This window comes from Thalassobaculum fulvum (assembly GCF_014652915.1).
In the GTDB taxonomy this organism is placed as follows: Bacteria; Pseudomonadota; Alphaproteobacteria; order Thalassobaculales; family Thalassobaculaceae; genus Thalassobaculum_A; species Thalassobaculum_A fulvum.
In genome coordinates this window covers 304,915-328,972 of record NZ_BMZS01000004.1, presented here as the reverse complement: position 1 = coordinate 328,972, position 24,058 = coordinate 304,915, and the positions used below count along the sequence as shown (strand labels likewise).

The 24,058-nt window shown below is 71.5% G+C and carries 22 protein-coding genes; 10 read left to right on the top strand and 12 right to left on the bottom strand.

What is annotated here, in order from left to right; genetic code table 11:
- Nucleotides 1-38 precede the first annotated feature (38 nt).
- From rnr to IE246_RS10830, 7 genes are all read right to left on the bottom strand, one after another.
- Entirely contained in the window at nucleotides 39-2,273 is a 2,235-nt protein-coding gene (rnr, locus tag IE246_RS10860) for a ribonuclease R (protein WP_189989278.1), read from the bottom strand.
- Nucleotides 2,274-2,278: 5 nt separating this feature from the next.
- Nucleotides 2,279-4,993, bottom strand: a complete 2,715-nt coding sequence (gene topA, locus IE246_RS10855) for a type I DNA topoisomerase (protein WP_189989276.1) — start codon at nucleotides 4,991-4,993, stop codon at nucleotides 2,279-2,281.
- Between the two features lie 90 nt (nucleotides 4,994-5,083).
- Nucleotides 5,084-6,214 (bottom strand): DNA-processing protein DprA, encoded by a 1,131-nt coding sequence (gene dprA, locus IE246_RS10850; RefSeq protein ID WP_189989274.1) that lies wholly within the window; start codon nucleotides 6,212-6,214, stop codon nucleotides 5,084-5,086.
- A gap of 123 nt (nucleotides 6,215-6,337) precedes the next feature.
- Complete coding sequence (gene plsY / locus IE246_RS10845) at nucleotides 6,338-6,961, bottom strand: glycerol-3-phosphate 1-O-acyltransferase PlsY (protein WP_229836971.1); 624 nt, start codon at nucleotides 6,959-6,961, stop codon at nucleotides 6,338-6,340.
- Between the two features lie 4 nt (nucleotides 6,962-6,965).
- Nucleotides 6,966-8,294 carry a dihydroorotase gene (locus tag IE246_RS10840; RefSeq protein WP_189989270.1) on the bottom strand — a complete coding sequence of 443 codons (1,329 nt, stop codon included), beginning with the start codon at nucleotides 8,292-8,294 and terminating at the stop codon, nucleotides 6,966-6,968.
- Nucleotides 8,291-9,286 carry an aspartate carbamoyltransferase catalytic subunit gene (locus IE246_RS10835; RefSeq protein ID WP_189989268.1) on the bottom strand — a complete coding sequence of 332 codons (996 nt, stop codon included), beginning with the start codon at nucleotides 9,284-9,286 and terminating at the stop codon, nucleotides 8,291-8,293. Before IE246_RS10835 ends, IE246_RS10840 begins: the two co-directional genes overlap by 4 nt.
- A 57-nt stretch (nucleotides 9,287-9,343) precedes the next feature.
- Entirely contained in the window at nucleotides 9,344-10,591 is a 1,248-nt protein-coding gene (locus IE246_RS10830; protein WP_189989265.1) for a CaiB/BaiF CoA transferase family protein, read from the bottom strand.
- Nucleotides 10,592-10,775: 184 nt separating this feature from the next.
- Between IE246_RS10830 and IE246_RS10825 the strand changes: the two genes are divergently transcribed.
- Together IE246_RS10825 and IE246_RS10820 are read left to right on the top strand one after the other, a co-directional pair.
- Nucleotides 10,776-11,537 (top strand): SDR family oxidoreductase, encoded by a 762-nt coding sequence (locus IE246_RS10825; RefSeq protein WP_189989263.1) that lies wholly within the window; start codon nucleotides 10,776-10,778, stop codon nucleotides 11,535-11,537.
- 245 nt (nucleotides 11,538-11,782) lie between these two features.
- The gene (locus tag IE246_RS10820) at nucleotides 11,783-12,802 is read left to right on the top strand and encodes a sodium:calcium antiporter (RefSeq protein ID WP_189989261.1); all 1,020 of its coding nucleotides are present in this window, start codon (nucleotides 11,783-11,785) and stop codon (nucleotides 12,800-12,802) included.
- A 10-nt stretch (nucleotides 12,803-12,812) separates the two neighbouring features.
- On the opposite strand, the gene IE246_RS10815 is transcribed toward IE246_RS10820, so the two are convergent.
- The 4 genes from IE246_RS10815 to ruvX all read right to left on the bottom strand — a co-directional run bounded on the left by IE246_RS10815 (nucleotide 12,813) and on the right by ruvX (nucleotide 15,812).
- Nucleotides 12,813-13,676: a TauD/TfdA dioxygenase family protein gene (locus IE246_RS10815; protein ID WP_189989259.1), complete on the bottom strand. Its 864-nt coding sequence runs from the start codon at nucleotides 13,674-13,676 to the stop codon at nucleotides 12,813-12,815.
- Nucleotides 13,677-13,725: 49 nt separating this feature from the next.
- Nucleotides 13,726-14,358: a LysE family transporter gene (locus IE246_RS10810; RefSeq protein WP_189989257.1), complete on the bottom strand. Its 633-nt coding sequence runs from the start codon at nucleotides 14,356-14,358 to the stop codon at nucleotides 13,726-13,728.
- Nucleotides 14,359-14,430: 72 nt separating this feature from the next.
- A complete protein-coding gene (locus IE246_RS10805; protein ID WP_189989255.1) occupies nucleotides 14,431-15,345 on the bottom strand; it encodes an AEC family transporter in 915 nt (304 codons plus the stop codon).
- The gene (gene ruvX / locus IE246_RS10800; RefSeq protein WP_189989253.1) at nucleotides 15,342-15,812 is read right to left on the bottom strand and encodes a Holliday junction resolvase RuvX; all 471 of its coding nucleotides are present in this window, start codon (nucleotides 15,810-15,812) and stop codon (nucleotides 15,342-15,344) included. The genes IE246_RS10805 and ruvX overlap by 4 nt, the downstream gene beginning before the upstream one ends.
- An 84-nt stretch (nucleotides 15,813-15,896) precedes the next feature.
- On the opposite strand from ruvX, the gene gatC reads away from it, so the two are divergent.
- The 8 genes from gatC (at nucleotide 15,897) to IE246_RS10760 (ending at nucleotide 23,266) form a co-directional block, all read left to right on the top strand.
- Nucleotides 15,897-16,184, top strand: a complete 288-nt coding sequence (gene gatC / locus IE246_RS10795) for an Asp-tRNA(Asn)/Glu-tRNA(Gln) amidotransferase subunit GatC (RefSeq protein ID WP_189989251.1) — start codon at nucleotides 15,897-15,899, stop codon at nucleotides 16,182-16,184.
- Nucleotides 16,184-17,665 carry an Asp-tRNA(Asn)/Glu-tRNA(Gln) amidotransferase subunit GatA gene (gene gatA / locus IE246_RS10790; RefSeq protein ID WP_189989249.1) on the top strand — a complete coding sequence of 494 codons (1,482 nt, stop codon included), beginning with the start codon at nucleotides 16,184-16,186 and terminating at the stop codon, nucleotides 17,663-17,665. Before gatC ends, gatA begins: the two co-directional genes overlap by 1 nt.
- A 3-nt stretch (nucleotides 17,666-17,668) precedes the next feature.
- Nucleotides 17,669-19,156 carry an Asp-tRNA(Asn)/Glu-tRNA(Gln) amidotransferase subunit GatB gene (gene gatB / locus IE246_RS10785; RefSeq protein ID WP_189989247.1) on the top strand — a complete coding sequence of 496 codons (1,488 nt, stop codon included), beginning with the start codon at nucleotides 17,669-17,671 and terminating at the stop codon, nucleotides 19,154-19,156.
- A gap of 247 nt (nucleotides 19,157-19,403) precedes the next feature.
- On the top strand, nucleotides 19,404-19,742 hold the full coding sequence (locus IE246_RS10780; protein WP_189989245.1) for a cupredoxin domain-containing protein: 339 nt from the start codon (nucleotides 19,404-19,406) through the stop codon (nucleotides 19,740-19,742).
- A gap of 48 nt (nucleotides 19,743-19,790) precedes the next feature.
- Nucleotides 19,791-22,055 (top strand): ATP-binding protein, encoded by a 2,265-nt coding sequence (locus IE246_RS10775; RefSeq protein ID WP_189989243.1) that lies wholly within the window; start codon nucleotides 19,791-19,793, stop codon nucleotides 22,053-22,055.
- On the top strand, nucleotides 22,052-22,474 hold the full coding sequence (locus IE246_RS10770; RefSeq protein ID WP_189989241.1) for a response regulator: 423 nt from the start codon (nucleotides 22,052-22,054) through the stop codon (nucleotides 22,472-22,474). The genes IE246_RS10775 and IE246_RS10770 overlap by 4 nt, the downstream gene beginning before the upstream one ends.
- Nucleotide 22,475: 1 nt before the next feature.
- Nucleotides 22,476-22,967, top strand: a complete 492-nt coding sequence (locus IE246_RS10765) for a DUF488 domain-containing protein (RefSeq protein ID WP_189989239.1) — start codon at nucleotides 22,476-22,478, stop codon at nucleotides 22,965-22,967.
- Nucleotides 22,968-23,038: 71 nt separating this feature from the next.
- Nucleotides 23,039-23,266, top strand: coding sequence for a hypothetical protein (locus tag IE246_RS10760; protein WP_189989237.1), 228 nt, complete (start codon nucleotides 23,039-23,041; stop codon nucleotides 23,264-23,266).
- A 6-nt stretch (nucleotides 23,267-23,272) separates the two neighbouring features.
- Here the strand turns inward: IE246_RS10760 and IE246_RS10755 are convergent, their stop codons facing one another.
- On the bottom strand, nucleotides 23,273-23,971 hold the full coding sequence (locus IE246_RS10755) for an HD domain-containing protein (RefSeq protein ID WP_189989235.1): 699 nt from the start codon (nucleotides 23,969-23,971) through the stop codon (nucleotides 23,273-23,275).
- Between the last annotated feature and the right edge of the window lie 87 nt (nucleotides 23,972-24,058).

Genomic DNA, 24,058 nt, shown 5'->3' with positions numbered 1-24,058 from the left:
GTGCGGTTGCGAAAGCATGCGGTATTCCGCTTGCCGGATCAACGTCGTCGCCCGGTCCGGCCGTGCTGGGAGCGCTTCGGCGGGCCGTTCCGGCGGCGGATCCGACCGGCGCGGCCCGGTGCCTCCTGGCTGCCGCCCGACAGGATTTCGAGCGCCAGCGCGCCGGAGACCGGATCGGCCTCGACCAGCCGGACCTCGACCGGATCGCCCAGCCGGTAGACCAGGCCGTGGAACCGGCCGGTCAGGCTGTGCTGGGCCTCGTCGTGGTCGTAGTAGTCGTCCGGCAGCGACCGGATCGGCACCAGGCCGTCGGCGCCGGTCTCGTCCAGGGTGACGAACAGGCCGAACCGGGTCACCCCGTTGATCCGGCCTGTGAACTGGCCGCCGATGCGGTCGGCGAGGTGGCGGGCCAGGTAGCGGTCGACGGTCTGGCGTTCGGCCGCGGCCGCCCGTCTCTCGGTGGCGGAGATGTGTTCGCCCCATTCGGCGAACTTCTCGTCGTCGTCCGGGCCAAGCCCGCCGTCGCCGAGCCGCAGCCCGCGGATCAGGCCGCGGTGCACCAGCAGGTCGGAATAGCGCCGGATCGGCGAGGTGAAGTGGGCATAGCGGGCAAGGCCGAGCCCGAAGTGCCCGGCATTCGCCGGCGCGTAGTGCGCCTGGGCCTGGGAGCGCAGGATCATCTCGTTCACCATCCGCTCGGCAGCCTGGCCGCGCACCTTGGCCAGGACGCCGTTGAAGGTCTTGGGGCGTACCACCTGTCCCTTCGCAAGCTTGATGCCAAGGCTCTCGAGCACGTCGGCGAGTGCGTTCACCTTCTCGGGATCCGGATCCTCGTGCACCCGGTACATGCAGGGCTGGCGGCGGGCCTCCAGGGTCTCGGCGGCGCACACGTTGGCGAGGATCATGAACTCCTCGATCAGCATGTGGGAATCCAGCCGGTCACGGATGCCGATCTCCACCACCTTGCCGGCTTCGTCGAGGATCACCCGCTTCTCAGGAATCTCGAGCTCCAGCGCGCCGCGGCGCTCGCGCTCCAGCTTCAGCGCGCGGTAGGCGCCGTAAAGCGGGGCCAGGACGCCTTCGGGCACGCCCTCGGAGTCGCCGCCATCCACCGCGCGCTGCACCTGGCGGTAGGTCAGCCGGGCGCGCGACCGCATCAGGCCGCGGGTGAAGCGATGGCGGCGCTTGCTGCCCTCGGCGTCGATCACGATCTCGACCGCCATGCACGCCCGGTCCTCGTCCGGCCGCAGCGAGCACAGGCCGTTCGACAGCGCCTCCGGCAGCATCGGCACGACCCGGTCGGGGAAATAGACGGAGTTGCCGCGCTTCAGCGCCTCGCGGTCCAGCGGGTCGGCCGGCCGGACGTAGTGCGCCACGTCGGCGATCGCGACCAGCAGGCGGAACCCGCCGGGGTTGGCCGGATCGTCGTCCGGGGCCGCGAACACCGCGTCGTCGAAGTCGCGCGCGTCCTCGCCGTCGATGGTCACCAGCGGAATGTCGCGCAGGTCCTCGCGCTTGCCGAGGGTGACCGGTTTGGCCCGCTCGGCCTGTTCCTCGACCTCCGGCGGAAACACGTCCGGGATGTCGTGCTCCTGGATGGCGATCCGGCTGAACGAGCGCGGGTCGGCGATGCCGGCGAAGCGCTCGACGACCCGGCCGGCGGGCAGGCCCAGACGGTTGCGGCTGCGCGGCAGCAGCTCGACGGCCACCAGGTCGCCGGTCTCGGCGCCACCGGCGTCCCGGGGATCGACGACGATCTCGGACTTGGCCTTCTTGTCGGTCGGCCGGACCCGGCCGACGCCGTGCTCGGTCGCCTCGTAGATCCCGAGCACCCGCGCGGCCGCGCGGGGCAGGCGGCGGATGATGCGGGCGACGTAGCGGCTCTCGCCGCGCCGCTCCAGGCGCACCAGGGCGCGGTCGCCGGGTCCGAGGGCGCCGGCCCGGCGATCCTCCAGCACCAGGATCGCCGGCGGCGGGGCCTCGTCGCGCCAGCCGGCCGGCTGCGCCAGCGCCTCACCGTCCTCGTCGGTGCCGATCACCTCGACCACGGTGATCTCGGGCAGCGCGCCCGGCGGTGCCACCTTGCGGCGGCGGCCGAAGTCGAGCAGCCCGTCGTCGGCCATCTCCTTGAGCAGACGGCGCAGTTCGGCGCGCTCGGGGCCGCGGACGTCGAACGCCTTGGCGATCTCGCGGCGGCCGACCGGGGTCGGGCTCGAGCGCACGAACTCCAGGATCGCCTCGCGCGACGGAACCGGGCCGGAGGGACGGGCCATCGGGATCAGGACGCGGCCGTGCCGGCCCCGCTCCCCTTGCTCCCGGTCTTCTTCGCCGCCGTCTTCTTCGCCGCCGTCTTCTTCGCGGGCTTCTTGGCGACAGCATTCTTGGCGGGGGCCTTTTTCGCCGGGGCCTTCTTGGCGGCTGCCTTGGCCTCGCCCGCCGCCTTGCCGGCCTTGCCGCGCTTCGGCGCGGTGCCGCCGCCCTTGGCCGCCTTGGCAGCCAGTACCTCGAGCGCCCGCTCCAGGGAGAGGTCGTCCATCGACTCGCCGCGCGGCAGAGTCGCCCGCAGGGCGCCGTGCTGCACGTACGGGCCGAAGCGGCCGGCCTGGACCGTCACCGGCTTGCCGTCGTCCGGGTGGTCGCCGAGGCTGCGCGCCGGCTTCTTCTTCGCACCCTTCTCGGCGATCAGCTGCACCGCGTGGTTCAAGCCGATGGTCAGGACGGTGTCGTCGGGCGGCAGGTTCACGTAGGTGCTGTCGTACTTCAGGTACGGCCCGTAGCGCCCGATGCCGGCCTCGATGGTGTCGCCGGTCTCCGGGTGGTCGCCGATCGGCCGCGGCAGCGACAGCAGCACCAGCGCCTTGGCCAGGTCGACGTCGGCCGGCGGCAGCTGGCGGGGCAGGGACGCCCGTTTCGGCTTCTCCTTCGAGCCCTCGGCCGGCTCGCCGAGTTGCACATAGATCCCGTAAGGGCCCTTGCGCATGCTGACGTCCTGGCCGGTCGCGGGGTCGGTGCCGAGAACCTTCGGCAGCGCCTCCTCGCCCTCGGCACCCGGCGTCCGGCCGCCGGCGGCCTCGCCGAGCTGACGAGTGTAGCGGCAGTTCGGATAGTTCGAGCAGCCGATGAACGCGCCGAACTTGCCGAGCCGCAGCGACAGCCGGCCGTCGCCGCAGCCCGGGCAGGCGCGGTCGGGCTGGCCGTCCGGGCCGGTCGGGAAGAAGTGGTCGGCGAGCTCGGCGTCCAGCGCCTCGATGACCTGGCCGATCGACAGGTCCTTGGTGCCGTCGACCGCGCCCTTGAAGGCGTCCCAGAACTCGTGGAGCACCCGCCGCCAGTCGAGCTGGCCGGCCGACACGTCGTCGAGCTTGGTTTCTAGGTCGGCCGTGAAGTTGTAGGCGACGTAGCGGTTGAAGAAGCTGCTCAGGAATGTGGTGACCAGCCGGCCGCGGTCCTCCGGCACGAAGCGCCGCTTGTCGAGGGTGACGTATTCGCGGTCCTGCAGGACCTGCAGGATGCTGGCGTAGGTCGAGGGCCGGCCGATCCCGAGCTCCTCCAGCTTCTTCACCAGGCTCGCCTCGGAATAGCGCGGCGGCGGCTGGGTGAAGTGCTGCTCCGAGCGGACCTCCTGGCGGGCGACGTCCTCGCCGCGCTCGACCGGCGGCAGGATCCGGCCGGACTCGTCGTCCTCGGCGGCCGGCTCGTCGCGATCCTCCTGGTACAGCGTCAGGAAGCCGTCGAACACCACCACCGAGCCGGTCGCCCGCAGGGTCGAGCGGCCGTTGCGGTCGACCACGTCGATCGTGGTCTGGTCGAGCTCGGCGCTCGCCATCTGGCTGGCCACCGCACGCTTCCACACCAGGGTGTAGAGCTTGAGCTGGTCGGGATCGAGGCGGCCGCGCAGGCTGTCCGGCGTGCGCTTGACGTCGGTCGGCCGGATCGCCTCGTGCGCCTCCTGGGCGTTCTTGGCCCGCGAGGTGTAGACCCGCGCGGTGTTCGGCAGGTAGCGGTCGCCGTAGGTCGAGCCGATGGCGCCGCGGATCGCCTGGATCGCCTCCTGGCTGAGCTGGACGCCGTCGGTCCGCATGTAGGTGATCAGGCCGACGGTCTCGCCGTCGAGCTCGAGACCCTCGTACAGGCGCTGGGCGAGCTGCATGGTGCGGGTGGCGCCGAAGCCGAGCTTGCGCGACGCCTCCTGCTGCAGGGTGGAGGTGGTGAACGGCGGCTGCGGGTTGCGGCGGACCCGCTTCTTCTCGACCTCGCCTACCTCGAATGCGCCGGCCTCGACCGCGGCGACGGCGGCCTTCGCGGCCCCCTCGTCGCCGATCTCCAGGCGGTCCAGCTTCTTGCCGTCGAGATGGGTGAGGCGGGCGGTGAACGACTTGCGCTCGCGGGTCCGGAAGTCGGCCTCGATGCTCCAGTATTCCTGCGCCCGGAAGCGTTCGATCTCGGCTTCGCGCTCGCAGATCAGGCGCAGCGCCACCGACTGCACGCGGCCGGCCGAACGGGCGCCCGGCAGCTTGCGCCACAGCACCGGCGACAGGGTGAAGCCGACGAGGTAGTCGAGGGCCCGGCGCGCCAGGTAGGCATCGATCAGGTCCTGGTCGAGTTCGCGCGGCCGGGCGATGGCGTCCAGCACCGCCGATTTTGTGATCTCGTTGAAGGCGACCCGCTTGACGTCGATGCCCCTGAGCGCCTTGCGCTCCTCCAGCACCCGCTGGACGTGCCAGCTGATCGCCTCGCCCTCGCGGTCCGGGTCGGTGGCGAGGATCAGCTGCTCGGCGCCGCGCAGGGCCTCGGCGATCGCCTTGACCTGCTTCTCGGAACGCGGGTCGGTCTGCCACAGCATGGCGAAGTCGTGATCGGGGTCGACCGACCCGTCCTTCGGCGGCAGGTCCCGGATGTGTCCGTAGCTGGCGAGGACTCGGTAGTCGTCACCCAGGTACTTGTTGATCGTCTTGGCCTTGGCGGGGGACTCGACGACGACGACTTTGCTCATGCGGTAGGTTCGCTTCCTGTGGCATTTCCCGGCAATGCCCGTCGGGTCCGCGAACGATCGCCTCGCGACGTGCCCGTCGGCGGGGCGCCTTCAGGCCGGGGCATCCAGCCGTCGCGCCACCAGGTTGCCCGGGTACCGGTCGATCTGACCGGCGAGCTCCGCTTCCAGGAGCACGGTCGCGACGATTGGAGCAGACAATTGGCAGCCGCGGATCAGTTCGTCAACCGGCACCGGTTCCGGTCCGAGGGCGTCCAGGATCAGACGACGCGCGGTGTCGTCGGTTTCGACAGCCGGGAACTCCGCCACGTCCTCGCGCAGGGAGCCGGCCGCCTGGACCGCCGGCGGGACCGCCCGCAGGACGTCGAGAACGTCGTCGGCCTCCTGGACCAGTAGCGCCGCCCCCTCCTGGATCAGGGCGTTGCAGCCGCTGCAGCGCGGGTCCAGCGGCGAGCCCGGGACCGCGAACACCTCCCGACCCTGGTCGAGCGCGCGGCGCGCGGTGATCAGCGAGCCGGAGCGCCGGGCCGCCTCGACGACCACGGTGCCGAGCGACAGCCCGGCGATGATCCGGTTCCGGGACGGAAAATGTCGGGCCTGCGGGACCGTGCCGACCGGCATCTCGGCGACCGCCGCGCCGGACTCCGCGATGCGCCGCAGCAGGTCGGCGTGCTCCGGCGGGTAGACCACGTCGATGCCGCCGGCCAGCACCGCGACGGTCCCGGTCGCCAGCGATCCTTGGTGCGCCGCCGCGTCGATCCCGCGTGCCAGTCCGGAGACCACGGCGAATCCGGCGACGCCGAACGCCCGTGCGAGCAACCCTGCGAACCGGGCCCCGTTGAGCGAGGCGTTCCGGGCCCCGACCACTGCGACCGACGACCGCGCCAGCAGGGCCGGATCGCCGGCGACCGACAGGCACGGCGGGGCGTCCGACGTCGCCGCCAGCCGGACCGGGTAGCCGGAGTCGCCGAGCACCAGCAGCCGGGCGCCGGCCCGCCGGTTCGCGGTGATCTCGCGGTCGATATCGGCCGCCGTCGGGACCTTCAGCGGCCGGCGGCGGCCGCCGCGCCGTGCCAGGTCGGGCAGGGCCTCCAGGGTGGCGGTGGCGGAGCGGTAGCGGGCCAGCAGCTGGCGGAAGGTGACCGGCCCGACGTTCTCCGTACGGATCAGCCGCAGGCGGTCGAGGCGCTCGCGCTCGGGCAGGCTGTCGTTTGCGGCAGGCATCGTCGGGGGACTCCGTCAGCGGTCGTCCCCTTGCCTATGAAACCCGGAGCGCAGTTTTCTCTCGTTGCGAAAGCGGAACGAGCGTGCGGGTGAAACCGCACGTCGGGTTTCGGAAACTCCGTCTCAGGTTTCGCCCTTGTTCTTCGAGCCGCCGAAGCTGATCCGGCCTTCCTGGCCGCGCAGCAGGCGGCGGATATTCTCGTGGTGGCGGATCCAGACCAGCACCGCGATGAAGGCGCCGAGTTCGGCGAACTGCGGCCCTTCGAAGTGCCAGGCGGCCACCGGTGCCAGCGCCAGTGCGATCAGGGCCGCGAGCGAGGAGTACCGGGTCACCGCCGCCACGACGAGCCAGCTCGCGCAGACGATCAGCCCGACCGGCCAGGACAGCGCCAGCCAGGTACCGACGGTCGTCGCCACGCCCTTGCCGCCCTTGAACCTCAGCCATACCGGGAAGCAGTGACCGAGGATCGCGCCGGCGGCGGCCAGCACCGCCATGTCGGGGCCGAACTGCCAGGCGATCAGCACCGCCACCGCGCCCTTGGCCCCGTCCAGGATCAGGGTGGCGGCCGCGAGCTTCTTGTTGCCGGTGCGCAGCACGTTGGTGGCGCCGATGTTGCCGGACCCGATCGACCGGATGTCGCCGAGCCCGGCCAGCCGGGTCAGTACCAGGCCGAACGGAATCGAGCCAAGCAGATAGGCGAGGGCGAAGCCGGCGTAGAACGGCCACGTGTAGGCGAAGCTGCCCATCGGGTCAGGCATGGGCCGGCTCGCGTCGGGGCCTCGGCTCCTCGGCCTCCAGGTCGAACACGGTGCGGCCGCGATAGACCGTGCGCCACACCCGGCCCTGGGCGGGCTTGCCGTCGAACGGGCTGTTCTTGGACTTCGAGCGGAACCGGTGGGCGTCGATCCGGACCGCCCGGTCGGGCTCGAACAGCACCAGATCGGCCCAGCCGCCGACCGCCAGCGTGCCGACCTCCAGCCCGAGGATCCGGGCCGGCCGGACCGTCAGCCGGTCGAGCAGGTCCAGCAGGTCCATGGTGCCGTCGTGCACCAGGCCGAGGCTGATCGGCAGCAGGGTCTCCAGCCCGACCGCGCCCGGCACCGCCTGGGTGAACGGCACGCGCTTGGAGTCCTGGTCCTCCGGGTTGTGGTCGCTGGCGATCGCATCGACCGTGCCGTCGGCGACGCCGGCCGCCACCGCCTGCCGGTCGGCCTCGCTGCGCAGCGGCGGCGACATCAGCGCGAAGGTCCGGTAGTCGACGATCGCGCCCTCGTTCAGCGCGAAGTACTGCGGGGCGGTGTCGCAGGTCACGGCCAGGCCCTCGGCCTTGGCCTTGCGGATCGCCTCGATGGCGGCGCCGGTGGAGACGTGGGCGGCGTGGTAGCGGCCGCCGGTCAGGCGCACCAGCTGCAGGTCGCGCTCGACCATCATGACCTCGGCGCAGGCCGGGATGCCCGGCAGCCCGAGCCGGGTGGCGGTTTCGCCTTCGGTGGCGCAGCCCTCGCGGGCCAGCGACGGCTCCTCGGGATGCTGGATCACCGGCCGGCCGAACATGGTGGCGTAGGACAGCAGCCGGCGCATCACCACGGCGTCGGCGATCGCCTTGGTGCCGTCGGTGAAGCCGACCGCGCCGGAGGCCGCGAGCAGGCCGACCTCGGACATCTCCTGGCCCCTCATGCCCTTGGTGGCGGCGGCGTAGGGATGGATGTTGATCAGCCCGACCTCCTGGGCCAGCCGCTCGACGAACTCCAGGATCGAGACGTCGTCGATGACCGGGGTGGTGTTCGGCAGGGTGGCGAGGGTGGTGACGCCGCCGGCGACCGCCGCCGCCTGCAGCGAGGCCAGGGTCTCCATGTGCTCCTCGCCCGGTTCGCGGGTCTGGGCGCGCATGTCGACCAGGCCCGGGGCGAGACAGCGGCCGCCGCAGTCGACCACTTCGACGTCGTCCTGGATGGCGTCGACGAACACCTGCGGCCCGACCTCGGCGATTCGGCCGTCGCGCACCAGCACGCCGCCCCTGGCGTCCAGCCGCGAGGCCGGGTCGAGCAGGCGGGCGTTCTTGTAGAGGGTCGGTCTCACTGGTTCTTCGCCCACGGCTCGGTCTGGTTGGTCACGAGGATCTCGAGCACGGCCATGCGCACGGCCACGCCCATCTCGACCTGCTCGCGGATCAGCGACCGCGAGATGTCGTCGGCCACCACCGAGTCGATCTCGACGCCGCGGTTCATCGGCCCCGGATGCATGATCAGGGCGTCCGGCTTGGCCGCCTTCAGCTTCTCGTCGTCCAGGCCGTAGTAGCGGAAGTATTCGCGGATCGACGGCACGTAGCTGCCCTTCATGCGCTCGGTCTGCAGCCGCAGCATCATGACGATGTCGCACCCGTCGAGCCCGCGTTCCATGTCGTGATGCACCTCGACGCCCATCCGGTCGATGCCGGACGGCAGCAGGGTCGGCGGCGCCACCACCCGGACCCGGGCGCCCATGATCGACAGCAGGTGGATGTTCGAGCGCGCCACCCGGCTGTGCGCGACGTCGCCGCAGATCGCCACCACCAGCCCCTCCAGCCGGCCGAGCCGGCGGCGGATGGTGAGCGCGTCGAGCAGCGCCTGGGTCGGGTGTTCGTGGCTGCCGTCGCCGGCGTTGATCACCGAGCAGTTGACCTTCTCGGCCAGCAGGTGGACCGCCCCCGACTCCGAATGCCGCACCACCAGGGCGTCCGGGTGCATGGCGTTCAGGGTCATGGCGGTGTCGATCAGGGTCTCGCCCTTCTTGATCGACGAGGTCGAGACCGACATGTTGATGACGTCGCCGCCGAGCCGCTTGCCGGCCAGCTCGAAGCTGGTGCGGGTGCGCGTCGAGTTCTCGAAGAACAGGTTGATGAGGGTCCGCCCCCTGAGCGTCGAGGCCTTCTTGTCGGCCTGCCGGTTCTGCTCGACGAACCCGTCGGCGCGGTCCAGGAGAAAATCGATGTCGGGTCGCGACAGCCCCTCGATACCGAGGAGGTGGCGATAGGGATAGCGCGTGCCGTCGGAGAGAGCGGTCGCGGGCCCGGGGGAGATGGCGCTTGTCATTAAAGCGCCGTTATAGGCCTCGTTCCGGGACACCGGCAAGGGTGGCCGACGGCATTCTCAGATCGCCCCGGATTCCCGCAGCTTGGCCAGCTCGTCCGCCGACAGCCCGAGCTCGCCGCCCAGCACCTCGTCGGTATGCTGGCCGAGAATCGGCGGCGGGCGGCGGTAGCTCGCCGGGGTGTCGGACAGCTTCAGCGGATAGGCGATGGTCGGGATCGGCTCCGCCGTCAGCGCGTGGTCGGGGATCTGCTGCTGCATGCCGCGGGCCCGAACCTGCGGGTCGGCGAACACCTGGTCGATGGTGTTGACCGGGCCGCACGGCACGCCGACGGCCTCCAGCCCCTCGACCCACTCGGCCATGGTTCGGGTCTTCATGATGCCGGCGACCAGCGCGACGGTCTCGGCCCGGTTGCGTACCCGGGCGACGTTGTCGGCGAAGCGCGGGTCCGCCGCGATATCCTCGCGGCCGGCGAACCGGCAGAACTTGGCGAACTGCTGGTCGTTGCCCACGCCCAGGATGACGTGGCCGTCGGAGGTGGCGAACACCTGGTAGGGCGTGATGTTCGGGTGGGCGTTGCCGAGCCGCCCCGGCGCGGTGCCGCCGACCAGGTAGTTCATGCCCTGATTGATCAGCCAGCTCACCTGGGTGTCGAGCAGGGCGGCGTCGATGTACTGGCCGCGGCCCGAGGCGTCGCGGTGGCGTAGCGCGGCCAGGATGGCGATGGCAGTGTGCATGCCGGTCATCACGTCGGCGATCGCGACGCCGACCTTCATCGGCTCGCCGTCGGCCTCGCCGGTCACGCTCATCACCCCGCCCATGCCCTGGGCCAGGAAGTCGTAGCCGGCGCGCGGCGCGTACGGGCCGGTCTGCCCGAAGCCGGTGATGCTGGCGTACACCAGCCGCGGGAAGCGCTCCCTGATCTGATCGTAGGCGAGGCCGTAGCGGGCCATGTCGCCGACCTTGAAGTTCTCGATGAAGACGTCGGCGGTCTCCAGCAGCCGGAACAGCACCTCGCGGCCCTCGGGGCGCGAGATGTCGAGGCCGACCGAACGCTTGTTGCGGTTGGTCGAGAGGTAGTAGGCGCTCTCCGAGGTGTCGTTGCCGTCCGCGTCCTTCAGGAACGGCGGGCCCCATTTGCGGGTGTCGTCGCCCATGCCCGGCCGCTCGATCTTGACGATGTCGGCACCGAGGTCGCCCAGGGTCTGGGTGCAGATCGGGCCGGCCAGGATGCGCGAGCAGTCGACGACGCGGATGCCGGCGAGAGCGCCGGGGGTGAGGCCGCCGGAAAGCGAAGTATCGGACATGGGGCTCGTCGCGCAGGGGAAGGGGCGGGGCGGGCGATCCTGCGACGGCAGGACGGCCGGATCAAGGCGTGCCGTCCAGGTTCCAAAGCATCGCTTATGATCGCCATAACGGATGCGCTCTGCCCAGGTCGGGCGTGCCGGGTCATCATCGAGCCCTCGAGATGCGAGCGAACGAGGTGAAACGATGCCCGGAAATCCAGACGACAAGCCGTCCGTCCTGCTGGTGACCGGCGGGTCGCGCGGGATCGGTGCCGAGGTCGTGCGCGGTGCCGTGCGGCGGGGCTGGGCGGTCGCGTTCAGCTACGTGCAGGACCGCGAGGCGGCGCGGCGCCTTGAGGGCGAGGTCCGCGATGCCGGCGGGTCGGCGGTCGGGCTGCAGGGCGACGTCGCCGATCCGCAGGCGGTGGCGACGCTGTTCGCGGCCGCCGAGGACGCTCTCGGCCCGGTCGCTGGCCTGGTCAACAACACAGGCGTCACCGGGCGGCTCGGGACGTTCGTCGACACCGATCTCGCCACCCTGCGGCGGGTGCTCGACGTCAACGTGCTCGGCACCATGCTGTGCGCCCAGGAAGCGGTCCGGCGATGGCGCGCCCGCGATGTGGCCGGCGTGATGGTCAACGTCTCGTCGGTCGCCTCGACGCTCGGTGCGCCCGGCGAGTACGTGCACTACGCGGCGTCGAAGGCGGCGGTCGAGGCGTTCACCATTGGCCTCGCCAAGGAGCTGGCGGCCGGCGGCAGCCGGGTGAACGCGGTGGCACCCGGTACCGCCCATACCGACATCCATGCCGCCGCCGGCGAGCCCGGGCGCCCGGCACGCGTGGCGGCGCGCATCCCGATGGGACGGGCCGGCGAGCCGTCGGAGATCGCCGAGGCGGTGCTGTGGCTGCTGTCGCCGCAGGCGTCCTACGTCACCGGCGCCGTGCTGCGGGTCTCCGGCGGGCTGTAGCGCGGACGTTCGCCGGTCGAGCACGTTCGCGCAGGTCGTCGGGGCTGCGGGTCTTCTCGGGCGCGCCGTGGTCGCGCCGCCGCCGCCGGCCCGATCCCCGTGCCGACGCGGAGGCCGCCACCGGCGCCGGGTGTCCGGCAAAGTTTTGCAGGAGCCTTCCGGCCGTGCAGGCGTTGGCGGGGGAGAGGATACCGCCCGCCACCGTCCCGGGGAGCTTCGCCCGACCGTTGATCGACTTCTCCTCCTTGACCGTTCCCCTGATCGTCGCGGTCCTGGCGGCGAGTTCGGTGGTCGTGCTGGTCTGCGGCATCCGCCTGACCCGGCTCGCCGACGAGTTCGCCGACCGAACCGGATTGGGGGAGGCGGCGACCGGCGCGGTGCTGCTCGGCGCCCTGACCTCGCTGTCGGGCAGCGTCACCTCGGTGTCGGCGGCCGCCGCCGGCTCTCCGGAGCTCGCGACCGCCAACGCCATCGGTGGAATCGCCGCGCAGACCGTGTTCCTGGTGTTCGGCGACATGGCCTATCGGCGCGCCAACCTCGAACATGCGGCGGCCTCGCTCACCAACATCCTGTCCGGCACCCTTCTGGTGATCATACTCGGCCTGATCCTGCTGGCTCGGGTGCTGCCGCCGGTCGCCGTGGCCGGCGTGCATCCGCTGACCCCGGTGCTGCTGCTGGTCTACTTGCTGGGCGTCCGGGCCGCGGACCGGTCGGAGCGCGAGCAGAGCTGGATACCGCGGAGGACCTCGGAGACCAGCCTCGACTGCCCCGACCAGCCCGCCCGGTGGTCCGGCGGGCCAGTTCGGCAGGCGATCGTGATACTGGGCCTCGGCATCGCCGTCGGGATCGCCGGCTACGTCATCTCCGGCAGCGCACTCGCTCTGGCGGACAGAACGGGCGTCCGCGAGGGCCTGGTAGGCGCGCTGTTGACCTCGGTCGTCACCTCGACGCCCGAGCTCGTCACCACCCTGGCGGCGGTACGCCGGGGCGCGCTGGCCCTGGCTGTCGGCGGAATCCTCGGCGGCAACGCGTTCGACGTGCTGTTCACCGCGTTCTCCGACATCGCCTACCGGCCCGGCTCGATCTACCACACGATGCCGCCGGACCAGGTGTTCCTGGTGATGCTGTCGATCGTGATGACGGCGGTCCTGATCTTCGGGCTGCTGCGGCGCGAGCGCCGGGGCTTCGCCAACATCGGCTTCGAGGGGGCGTCGCTGATCGTGCTGTACGCCGGCGGCGTGGCGGCGCTGATTCTGGCGTTCTGAGCCGGCCCGGTCACGCCGCGATCGGCACTTCCCCGGCGAAGGTGGTGCGCCACAGCAGCCGGCGATGGCCGTCGTAGTCGTTGACCGCGAAGTGCAGGGTCGTGCGGTTGTCCCAGATCGCCAGGTCGCCCGGCCGCCAGCGGTGCCGGCAGCAGAACTCCGGCCGGGTCATGTGGGCGTACAGGCGGGCCAGGATCGGGGCACTCTCCGCCTCGCTCAGGCCCTCCAGGCGGATCGTGTAGATCGGGTTCAGGAACAGCGCCTCGCGGCCGCTGTCGGGATGCCGGCGGACGATCGGGTGGGCGCGCTCGCGGTCGGCCTCCGGGTCGCCGCGGGTGATCGTTATTGAGCGGCTGGTCGCGGTGCCCGGAGTCGGTGCGTGGCTCACGCCATAGGGCGCGCCGGTCTGGATGGCCCGGCGGCCGGCGACGACGGCGCGCAGGTCGTCGGGCAGGGTTTCCCAGGCGGTCGCCTGGTCGGCCCACAGGGTATCGCCGCCGACCGGCGGCAGCTCGACCGCCTGCAGCAGCGAGCCGCCGGGCGGCCGCTCCAGAAACGAGAAGTCGGAATGCCAGTCGCCGCCGAAGGTCGAGATCCGGTTCTCGTCGGCCTCCTTCAGCACCGCCACCACGTCGGGGTCCTCGGCCGAGGGCGCGATGTAGGGCACCCGCACGACCGGTCCGAACACCTCGGTCGCGCGCTTCAGGGCCGGGATGTCGAGGAACTGGCCGGGCAGGAACAGTACCAGGTGCCGGGCCAGGGCCTGCCGCAGGCCGGCGGCCAGGGTCTCGGGGATCGGCTGCTTGAGGTCGACGCCGGTCAGGTGCGCGCCGAGGCGCGGGGTGACCGGCTCCAGGGCGAGGTCGGTTGCCATGGCCGGCACCCTAGGCGGGATGCGGGCACCGGGGAACCCCGCGGGCGGGTTACCGCCCCGCGACCGCCAGCTTGATGCCGAAGCCGATCATCGCGAGGCCGGCCATTCCCTCCAGCCACTTGGCGGCGCGGCGGTACAATCGGCGGGCCGGGCCGCTTGCGAACACCAGGGCGACCAGGCCGTACCACAGGAATGTCTGCACCAGGATCAGGGCGACCGCGGCAACGTAGAAGCCCGTCGGGGCGCCGGTCGGTACCGCGACGGCGAACACGCTGACCCAGAACACCCCCGACTTGGGATTGAGCAGGTTGGTCAGCAGGCCGAGGCGGTACGGTGCCACGACCGCTGCGCGGCCGGCGCCCGCGTCCGCACCGGACGATCGGACCAGCGCCGAGATCAGCCGCAGTCCTGTGTAGAACAGGTAGAGCGCGCCGGCGACCCGCATCAGCCAGAGCAGTCCTTCGGCTTGGTGGAGGACCACGGCGACGCCGCTGAGCGTGACGACCACCCACGTGCCGGTCGCCGTCGCAACTCCCGCGACCGCTCGGAACGCCGCGCCCCGCGACTGTGCCGCGGCCAGATGACTGACCACCACGGTGTTCGGCCCCGGCACCATGGCGGCGAGCAGGTGCAGGACGGCGAGGGCGGTCAGGGCGGGCCAGAACTCGAACATGGGCAGCATGGCGGGGACTCGGGCTGTGACGGCGAAGCTTAGAGCGATGCTGCGGTGCCGAAAAGCGCCGTCCGCGAGGATCTATCCGACCAGCGCGATGAACAGCGGCAGGGTGACCGCCGCCATCGCCACCTGGGTGGTCAGGATCGCCGCCATCAGGCCGTGGTCGCCGCCGAGCGCGCGGGCGAACACATAGGACGAGGCCGAACTCGGCAGCGCGTTGAACAGCACCGCCACCTGCAGGGCGACGCCGGACAGGCCGAGCGGGCCGGCCAGCGCCAGGGTCAGCGCGGGAACCGCGACCAGCTTCAGCAGGTTCGACAGCAGCAGTGCGCCCCAGCCGGTGCGGATCGCCGCCCAGCGCAGCCCGGCGCCGACCGCCAGCAGGCCGAGCGCGAGCGCGCCGCGGGCCAGCAGCTCCAGCCCGTCGGCCAGCAGCTTGTGGAGGCCGATGCCGCTGGCGTTCAGGGCGATGCCGATCAGGCAGGCGATGATGATCGGGTTCCTGGCCATCGACTTCAGCACCGTGCCGAGGCCGGCCGGCCGGTCGCCGATCATGCGGGTCAGGAACCAGACCGACAGGGCGTTGACCAGCGGGATCACCGCGGCGATGCCGACCGCCGCCAGCGCCACCCCGTCATGGCCGTACAGCGGCCCGGCGGCGGCGATGCCGATATAGGTGTTCTGCCGGATCGCGCCCTGGATCACGCTGGTGTAGGCGGCGGCACCGATGCCGGTGGCCCGGCGCACCGCCACCAGGAACGCCGTGACGATCAGCACCGCGCCGGCCATCGCCGCCACCATCGGGCCGATCTCGTAGCCGGTCAGGTCGGTGCCGCCGAGCTTCAGCACCAGCAGGGCCGGCAGCAGCAGCCAGTAGGTGATCTGCTCCAGCGCCCGCCAGCCGTCCTCGCCGATCGGCCCGATCGGCCGCAGGATCGCCCCCAGCACGATCAGCCCGAACACCGGGGCCAGGGCGGCGAGCGTGGCGCTCATTCGGTCGAGGGTAGGGAATCCAGCGCCGCCTGCAGGATCCAGGCGGCCGCGGCGGAGTCGATCGCCTTCTTGCGCCTGGCGCGGGTCAGGTCGGCCTCGGCGATCATCGCCCGCTCGACCGCCTGGGTGCTCATGCGCTCGTCCTGGAAGGCGCAGGGCAGGTCGAGGCGCAGCAGCAGCTCGGCGGTCAGGTCGCGGGTCGCCTGGCAACGCGGACCCTCGGTGCCGTCCATGTTCAGCGGCAGCCCGACCACGAAGCCGCCGATGTTGCGGCTCTCCACCAGCTCGGCGATCTCGGCGGCGTCGGCCGAGAATTTGCGGCGCCGGATGATGGTGACCGGCGAGGCCACGCGAAGTGCCGCGTCGGACACCGCGACGCCGATCGTCTTGGTCCCGAAGTCGAGGCCCATCAGGCGGCCGCCGGGCGGCAGCAGCCGGGGCAGGTCGGCAAGCTTGCAGAGGGGCATGGGCGGTGTTAGCTTCCGCGCTCCGAAACGGCGGAAATCCGCCGTTCTCAGGCTTTCACAATGAACTGGTACGGTCTTTAGCCCATGTCGCTCGACAAGGCCACCGTCGCGTCCATCGCGACCCTCGCCCGCCTCCGGGTTCCCGACGATCGGCTGGAGCCGATGGTCGGCGACCTGAACGCGATCCTCGGCTTCGTCGAGCAGCTCAACCAGGTGAACACCGACGGTGTCGAGCCGCTGGCCAACGTGACCGGCCACGCGCTGCCGCAGCGCGAGGATGCGGTGACCGACGGCGGCTATCCCGAACGGGTCACCCTGAACGCGCCGGACCCGGCGGGCGATTTCTACGCCGTGCCCAAGGTGGTCGAGTGATGGGCGGGCTTCTGGACCTCGATCTCGTCGCCGCCCGCGATGCCCTGCGCGCCGGCGAGACCACCAGCACCGAGCTGACGCGGGCCTATCTTGACCGCATCGAGGCGACCCGGAACCTGAACGCCTACATCACCGTCACCGCCGACCGGGCGCTGGCGATGGCCAAGGTGTGTGACGAGAAGCTGGCCAAGGGCGAGGGCGGGCCGCTGGAAGGCCTGCCGATCGCGGTCAAGGACCTGTTCTGCACCGAGGGCGTGCTGACGACCGCCGCCTCGCACATCCTCGACGGCTTCAAGCCGCCCTACGAGTCGACGGTGACGTCGAACCTGTGGGGCGCCGGCGCCGTCATGCTCGGCAAGACCAACCTCGACGAGTTCGCTATGGGCTCGTCGAACGAGACCTCGTACTACGGCCCGGCGGTCAACCCGTGGCGCGCCGCCGACGACGCGGAGACCAAGCTGGTGCCGGGCGGTTCGTCCGGCGGTTCGGCCTCGGCGGTCGCCGGCCGGGCGGCGCTGGCCGCGACCGGCACCGACACCGGCGGCTCGATCCGCCAGCCGGCCGGGTTCACCGGCATCGTCGGCATGCGCCCGACCTACGGCCGCTGCTCGCGCTGGGGCATCGTGGCGTTCGCCTCGTCGCTCGACCAGGCCGGGCCGATGACCCGCACGGTCGCCGACGCCGCACTGATGCTGTCCGGCATGGCCGGTCACGATCCGAAGGACTCGACCTCGGCCCCGCTGCCGGTGCCGGACTTCTCGGCCGGGCTGGAGGACGGCGTGAAGGGGCTCAGGATCGGCGTGCCGAAGGAGTACCGGATCGACGGCATGCCGGCCGAGATCGAGAAGCTGTGGGCCCAGGGTGTCGAGTGGCTGAAGGACGCGGGTGCGGAGATCGTCGACATCTCGCTGCCGCACACCCCGTACGCGCTGCCGACCTACTACATCATCGCCCCGGCCGAGGCGTCGTCGAACCTGGCGCGCTACGACGGCGTGCGCTACGGCCTCAGGGTCGACGGCGACAGCCTGGCGGAGATGTACGCCAACACCCGCGGCGCGGGCTTCGGCGCCGAGGTCCAGCGCCGCATCCTGATCGGCACCTACGTGCTGTCGGCCGGCTACTACGACGCGTACTACCGCAAGGCCCAGCGGGTGCGCTCGCTGATCCGCCGCGACTTCGACCAGGCGTTCGAGACCGTCGACGCGATCTTGGCGCCGACCGCCCCGTCCGACGCCTTCGCGATCGGCGCCGAGGTCGACGACCCGGTGAAGATGTACCTGAACGACGTGTTCACGGTGCCGCTGAACCTGGCCGGCCTGCCCGGCATCTCGGTGCCGGCCGGGCTGTCGGCCCGCGGCCTGCCGCTCGGATTGCAGGTCATGGGGGCGATGTTCGAGGAGGCGAAGCTGCTGCGGGTCGCCCGCGCGCTCGAGAAGGCGGCGGCGTTCGCCGCCCGCCCCGCCATGCTGGAAGGGATCTGAACCATGGCTGAAGCAGACAGCGCCCAGCCGTACCGCATCCAGGGCGAGACCGGCCCCTGGGAGCTGGTGATCGGCCTGGAGGTCCACGCCCAGGTGACCTCCAAATCCAAGCTGTTCTCCGGCGCGGCCACCGCGTTCGGGGCCGAGCCGAACAGCCAGGTCAGCCTGGTCGACGCCGCCATGCCGGGCATGCTGCCGGTGATCAACCGGGAATGCGTGGACCAGGCGGTGCGCACCGGCCTGGCGCTCGAGGCGAGGATCAACGAGGTCAGCGTCTTCGACCGCAAGAACTACTTCTACGCCGACCTGCCGCAGGGCTACCAGATCAGCCAGTATCTGCAGCCGATCGTCGGCGAGGGCGTGGTCCATCTCGATCTCGAGGACGGCCGGACCTGCGAGGTCGGGATCGAGCGGCTGCACCTGGAGCAGGACGCCGGCAAGTCGCTGCACGACCAGCACCCGTCGAAGTCCTACATCGACCTGAACCGCTCCGGCGTGGCGCTGATGGAGATCGTCTCCAAGCCGGATTTGCGCTCGCCCGAAGAGACCGCCGCCTACATCAGGAAGCTGCGCTCGATCCTGCGCTACATCGGCACCTGCGACGGCAACATGCAGGAAGGCTCGATGCGCTGCGACGTGAACGTCTCGGTGCGCCGGCCGGGCGAGGGCTTCGGCACGCGCTGCGAGATCAAGAACGTCAACTCGATCCGGTTCGTGCAGCAGGCCATCGAGTACGAGGCCCGGCGCCAGATCGAGATCCTTGAGGCCGGCGGCACGATCGACCAGGAGACCCGGCTGTTCGACGCCAACCGCGGCGAGACCCGGTCGATGCGCTCCAAGGAGGAGGCGCACGACTACCGCTACTTCCCGGACCCGGACCTGCTGCCGCTGGTGCTCGACCCGGCCCGGATCGCCGAGCTGAAGGCGTCGCTGCCGGAGCTGCCGGACGCCCGCAAGGCGCGGTTCATGAGCGAGTACGGCCTGTCGCTGTACGACGCCTCGTCGCTGACCGAGGAGCGGGCGACCGCCGACTGGTACGAGGCCGTGGTCAAGGGCGGTTCCGGTAAGCGCGACCCGAAGATCGCCGCCAACTGGGTGCTGAGCGAGCTGTTCGGCGCCCTGAACAAAGCCGGCCTCGACCTCGCCGACAGCCCGGTCTCGGCCGACGCGATGGGCGGGCTGATGGACCTGCTGGGCGACGGCACGATCTCCGGCCGGATCGCCAAGGACGTGTTCGCCGAGATGCTGGAGACCGGCAAGGACGCCGCCGCCATCGTCGAAGAGAAGGGCCTCAAGCAGGTCTCCGACACCGGCGCCATCGAGGCGATCGTCGACGCGGTGCTGGCCGAGAACCAGGACAAGGTCGCCGAGTACCGGGGCGGCAAGGACAAGCTGTTCGGCTTCTTCGTCGGCCAGACCATGAAGCGTTCCGGCGGCAAGGCCAACCCGGGCATGGTCAACGAACTGCTGAAGGCCAAGCTGGCGGGGTAGGGCGGCAGGGGCAGCCTGTAGGTCCCGGCTCTGCGCTGCGCTCCGGCCGGGATGAGGGACACAAGTAGTGCGCCCCATCGCTCCTCCACCTCATCCCGGCTGCAGCGACGCAGTCGCGCAGAGCCGGGACCCACCCGCCGCTCCGTCGTCGTGGCTTCAACACCCCGTGACGGCGTGCGCTTTCTCGCGTCCTGCGTTCGCCTTGCGGTAGTGTGTCCGGGATCGCAACGGTCGAGGAAACCACATCATGCGCCACAACCTCCGGGCGCTCGCGGGCGCGGTCGCCATCGGTAGCACCATCGGCACGCTCGCCGCGGCCGCGGCCTTCGCCGGCGAGAGCCGGGTCGTGCAGTCGGGCAAGGCCTTCGAGCCGGCGGCTCTGACCGTCAAGGCCGGCGACAGCGTCGTGTTCGCCAACGAGGACTTCTACGACCACAACGTCTATTCGGAGTCCGACGGCAACGTCTTCAACCTCGGGATCCAGCCGCCCGGGCAGAGCAACGCGGTGACCCTTGCCGCACCCGGCACGGTCGAGGTCCGCTGCCGGATCCACCCGAAGATGAAGCTGACGGTCACGGTCGAGTAGGCCACGGTCGAGTAGGCGGCCGCTCGGACAGGGAGCGCGGGACCCGACGTGTCGATCCGGTTCAAGCTGCTGGGGGCGTTCCTGGTCGCCGTGGTCGCGGCGGCGGCGCTGGCCGGCGTCGCCCTGACCGCCACCTGGTCGCTCGGCGATCTCGCCCAGCGCCTGTACGACCAGCCGCTGCAGGCGATCAACTATGCGCGCTCGGCCCAGACCGCGTTCGAGGTCATGCAGCGGGCGGCTTCGCCCGAGGAGCGGGCGGAGCGCTGGGGCCAGTTGTCGTCCGATCTGGAGGTGGTGTCGGAGCGATCGCAGTCCGACGAGATGCGTGGGTTGGTGGCGGCGATTCAGGCCGATGTCGAGACCTGGTGGACACGCCAGGGAAAGGCCGGGATGAGTGCCGCGGAGGTGCAGTTCGTGGAGAACCTCGCCGAGGGCATCCGGGACGATCTGGAGATCCTGGTCGAGGCGGCGGCTTCCGGCGGATTCCGGTTCTGGCTGGAGGCCGAGCGCCTGATCGACCAGACCAAGACCTTCACCCTGGCGGTGGTGGCCGGCGTGGCGCTGGTCGCCCTGGCGGTGGCGGGCTGGATGATCCAGACCATCGTGCGCCCGCTCGGCCGCATGGAGCGGGCGATGACGGCGCTGGCCGGCGGCGCCCGCGACATTGCGGTGCCGGACCTCGGCCGGCGCGACGAGGTCGGCGCGATGGCGTCGGCGCTGGCGGTGTTCAAGGACGCCATGGCCGAGGTGCGCGACGCCAAGGAGCGGGCGGAGGCGGCGACCCGCGCCAAGTCCGAGTTCCTGGCGATGATGAGCCACGAGATCCGTACGCCGATGAACGGCGTGATCGGCATGACCCGCCTGCTGCTGGACGGCGACCTCGCGGCCCGCGAGCGCGAGACCGCCGGCATCGTGCTGGACTCCGGCGAAGCCCTGATGACCATCCTCAACGACATCCTCGACCTCTCGAAGCTGGAGGCCGGGCGGTTCGAGCTCGAGGAAGCCGATTTCGACGTCCGGCGGCTGGTCGAGGGCACCGTGGCGCTGATGAGCGGCCGGGCGTCGGAGAAGGGGCTGCTGCTGCACGCGCGGGTCGCGGACGACGTGCCGCCGTACCTGCGTGGCGATGCCGGGCGGCTTCGGCAGGTCCTGCTCAATCTCGTCGGCAACGCGGTCAAGTTCACCGACTCCGGCTCGGTCACGGTCTCGGTCCTTCGTGGCACTGGGCAGGGTGGCATCCCGCTGGTGGTCGAGGTCACCGACACCGGGATCGGCATGGACGAGGCGGCACGGTCCCGGCTGTTCCAGGAGTTCGCCCAGGCCGACGCCTCGATCGCGCGGCGCTACGGCGGCACCGGGCTCGGGCTGTCGATCTCGAAGCGCATCGTCGACCGCATGGGCGGCACCATCGAGGTCGAGAGCGCGCCCGGGCGGGGCTCGACCTTCCGGATCGCCCTGACCCTGCCGGAGGGCGTCGAGCCGGCGGCCGAGGCGGCGGACGGGGCGGACGACCTGCCGCCCCTGCACGTGCTGGTCGCCGAGGACAACCCGGTCAATCAGCGGGTCGCCCGCGGCCTGCTGGAGAAGCGCGGCCATCGGGTCACGGTGGTGCCGGACGGCCGGCAGGCGGTGGCCGCGGTCGCGGCCGGCGGCGTCGACCTGGTGCTGATGGACCTGCACATGCCGGAGATGGACGGGGTCGCCGCGACCCGGGCGATCCGCGCGCTCGACCCGCCGCTCTCGGCAGTGCCGGTGGTGGCGGCGACCGCCGGGGCGATGGAGCACGAGGTGCGGGCCTGCCTCGACGCCGGCATGGATGCCGCGGTGGCGAAGCCGATCGACCCGCGGGCGCTGTTCCGGACCCTGGCCCGGGCTGTCTCGACAGTGCCGGAGCCGGAGGACGGGCCGGGCTCCGAGCCGCTCGATGACGGCGACCCGACGGCTCTGCTGGAGGCCGGGTCCGACCCGTTCGAGCCGGCGGTTTACCGGGCCCTGGCCGACCAGCTCGGCGCCGAGATGGCCGAGGAGCTGGTCGGCGCGTTCGAGGAGACCGCGCGCGACGCGCTGGCGGCGTTCGAGGCGGGCAGGGACGGCGGCGACCCGGCCGCCATCGGCGACGCCGCCCATGGGCTGAAGAGTGCGGCCGGCTCGATCGGCCTGCGCGGAGTGTGGTCGTGGGCACGAACGGTTGAAGAGGCGGTCGCGTCGGGGCATATGCAGGACGCGGCGGCCGGGTGCGACGCCCTGCCGGCCGCGATCGCGGAAGGCCTCGCCGCCTTGCGCGCCTCAGTCCGCAGGACCGCCGCCGAATGAACCAGGAAGCCGACCGTCCGTCCGCCCCGCAGCCGCTGCCGACCTATGCCGGGCTGCGCGTGCTGCTGGCCGAGGACGAGCCGATGGCCACCAAGCTGGCGCAGGGCGCCCTCAAGGTCATGGGCATCACCGACATCGTCGCGGTCCGCGACGGCGAGCAGGCGCTGGCGGTGCTTGAGCGCGAGCAGGGCCAGTTCCAGCTGATCGTGTCGGACTGGAACATGCCGAAGGTCTCCGGCCTGGACTTCCTCAAGGCCGTCCGGCTGCGCTGGCCGCACATGAAGTTCGTGATGCTGACCGGCAAGGCGACCCAGGACTTCGTCGTCGCGGCCGCCCGCAACGGCGTCGACGCCTACGTGGTCAAGCCGTTCAGTCCCAACCAGCTGCGCCGGAAGATCGAGGCGCTGTTCACGCTTTGACATGGGCGGGCGCGCCGAGTTCTGGACCGTCGGGCACTCCAACCACGCGCTCGACCGGTTCATCGCGCTGCTGCGCTCGGCCGGGGTGACGGCGATCGCCGACGTCCGCTCGGCCCCGTATTCGCGTCGCGTGAAGCACTTCAACCGCGAGCCGCTGCGCGCCGCATTGGCGGAAGCCGGCATCGCCTATGTCTGGCTCGGCGAGGCATTGGGCGGCAAGCGTGGCGACGCGCCGCCGCCGTCCGAGGACGCGGTGAACGCCGCCCTCGACCGGCTGGCCGACGGGGCCGCCCGCTATCGCGTCGCGCTGATGTGCGCCGAATCCGACCCGGCCCGCTGCCACCGGTCCCGGCTGGTCGCGCCGCTGCTGCTGGCGCGCGGGCACACGGTCCGGCACCTGCAGGCCGACGGATCGGTGGAGGAGCACGCGGCGGTTGCCGACCGGATCGTCGAGGTCGACGGCGGCGACCCGCGCCAGGACCGGCTGCTGTAACGCAACTGTCTCAAAGCGCACCAAGTGCGCTTGACGGGCGCACGGTGTGCGCACATCCTTGTCGCATGTGGATGCTCGCTCTCATCATCGCCTGCTCGCCCGGTCAGGACGTCTGCACCTACCGCTCGGACACGACGGTGACCCGGACCTACGAGGACTGCCAGCGACTCGGCCACTTCATCGGCGGTCGCGCCATGGTCCAGGCCTACGGGACGTTCCCGGTCGGGGATGTCGAGGTCACCTGCCGGCCGCTGGCGCCGCCGATCACGGTGGCCGACGCCGGTCCGAAGCGGTCCTGACCCGGCTTAGACCTGGTCGGTAGCGGTCTCCTCGGCGAGGCCGTCGAGGAAGTCGTGCACGATCCGGATGCGCCGCTCGGCGATCGCCCGGGCGGCTGCCGTGTTCATGCGCCCCGGCAGCTTGACGATCTTTTCCATCAGGTGGTCGGCCGACCAGGTCGCCTCGTCGACCGGCCGGTGCCGGGCCGCCGGATCGGTCGGGTGGAACAGCGGCCGGCCGAGCTCGGCGCCGACCGCGATGGTGCGGGCCAGGCCGATGGCGCCGACCGCGTCCAGCCGGTCGGCGTCCTGCAGTATCTCGGCCTCCAGGGTCTCCGGGGGAATGCCGGCGGAATAGCTGTGCGCGGCGATGGCGTGGCCGACCGCCATCAGCCGGTCGGCCGGAAAGCCGATGCCCCGTAGTAGCCCGGTGGCGCGTTCGGCCGCCATGCGCGAGGCCCGCGGCCGGTCCGGCGAGTCCTTCGGGACCGCCACGCAGTCGTGCAGGTAGGCGGCGGCCAGGACCACCAGCACGTCGGCCCGCCCGACGTGCTCCGGCGCGTTCAGGATCGACCGGGCGTTCGCCCAGACCCGGTCCAGGTGATGGATATCGTGCGCCGAATCGGCCGCCGGGTCGTCGGCCACCAGCGCCCGCAGACGGGGCCGCCAGGACGCCACGGTGTCGCCGGCCGGCGACGGATGCGCATCTTCTTCGTGTGACCGCATGACAAACCTCCTTCCGGACCGCTAGCATTCCGGCCCCCGCGGCCCGGCTCGCCCTGTGCGATCCCGTCATCGGCCGTGTCCCGCCAC

Excerpts from the sequence above, each read along its gene's own strand:
- IE246_RS10815 (WP_189989259.1), bottom strand. The coding sequence starts at position 13,676 with ATGGCAACCGACCTCGCCCTGGAGCCGGTCACCCCGCGCCTCGGCGCG.
- dprA (WP_189989274.1), bottom strand. The coding sequence starts at position 6,214 with ATGCCTGCCGCAAACGACAGCCTGCCCGAGCGCGAGCGCCTCGACCGC.
- gatA (WP_189989249.1), top strand. The coding sequence starts at position 16,184 with ATGGGCGGGCTTCTGGACCTCGATCTCGTCGCCGCCCGCGATGCCCTG.
- IE246_RS10810 (WP_189989257.1), bottom strand. The coding sequence starts at position 14,358 with ATGCTGCCCATGTTCGAGTTCTGGCCCGCCCTGACCGCCCTCGCCGTC.
- gatC (WP_189989251.1), top strand. The coding sequence starts at position 15,897 with ATGTCGCTCGACAAGGCCACCGTCGCGTCCATCGCGACCCTCGCCCGC.
- IE246_RS10760 (WP_189989237.1), top strand. The coding sequence starts at position 23,039 with ATGCTCGCTCTCATCATCGCCTGCTCGCCCGGTCAGGACGTCTGCACC.
- gatB (WP_189989247.1), top strand. The coding sequence starts at position 17,669 with ATGGCTGAAGCAGACAGCGCCCAGCCGTACCGCATCCAGGGCGAGACC.
- IE246_RS10765 (WP_189989239.1), top strand. The coding sequence starts at position 22,476 with ATGGGCGGGCGCGCCGAGTTCTGGACCGTCGGGCACTCCAACCACGCG.
- IE246_RS10835 (WP_189989268.1), bottom strand. The coding sequence starts at position 9,286 with ATGACAAGCGCCATCTCCCCCGGGCCCGCGACCGCTCTCTCCGACGGC.
- rnr (WP_189989278.1), bottom strand. The coding sequence starts at position 2,273 with ATGGCCCGTCCCTCCGGCCCGGTTCCGTCGCGCGAGGCGATCCTGGAG.
- IE246_RS10770 (WP_189989241.1), top strand. The coding sequence starts at position 22,052 with ATGAACCAGGAAGCCGACCGTCCGTCCGCCCCGCAGCCGCTGCCGACC.
- topA (WP_189989276.1), bottom strand. The coding sequence starts at position 4,993 with ATGAGCAAAGTCGTCGTCGTCGAGTCCCCCGCCAAGGCCAAGACGATC.
- IE246_RS10805 (WP_189989255.1), bottom strand. The coding sequence starts at position 15,345 with ATGAGCGCCACGCTCGCCGCCCTGGCCCCGGTGTTCGGGCTGATCGTG.
- IE246_RS10755 (WP_189989235.1), bottom strand. The coding sequence starts at position 23,971 with ATGCGGTCACACGAAGAAGATGCGCATCCGTCGCCGGCCGGCGACACC.
- IE246_RS10780 (WP_189989245.1), top strand. The coding sequence starts at position 19,404 with ATGCGCCACAACCTCCGGGCGCTCGCGGGCGCGGTCGCCATCGGTAGC.
- IE246_RS10830 (WP_189989265.1), bottom strand. The coding sequence starts at position 10,591 with ATGTCCGATACTTCGCTTTCCGGCGGCCTCACCCCCGGCGCTCTCGCC.
- IE246_RS10825 (WP_189989263.1), top strand. The coding sequence starts at position 10,776 with ATGCCCGGAAATCCAGACGACAAGCCGTCCGTCCTGCTGGTGACCGGC.
- ruvX (WP_189989253.1), bottom strand. The coding sequence starts at position 15,812 with ATGCCCCTCTGCAAGCTTGCCGACCTGCCCCGGCTGCTGCCGCCCGGC.
- plsY (WP_229836971.1), bottom strand. The coding sequence starts at position 6,961 with ATGGGCAGCTTCGCCTACACGTGGCCGTTCTACGCCGGCTTCGCCCTC.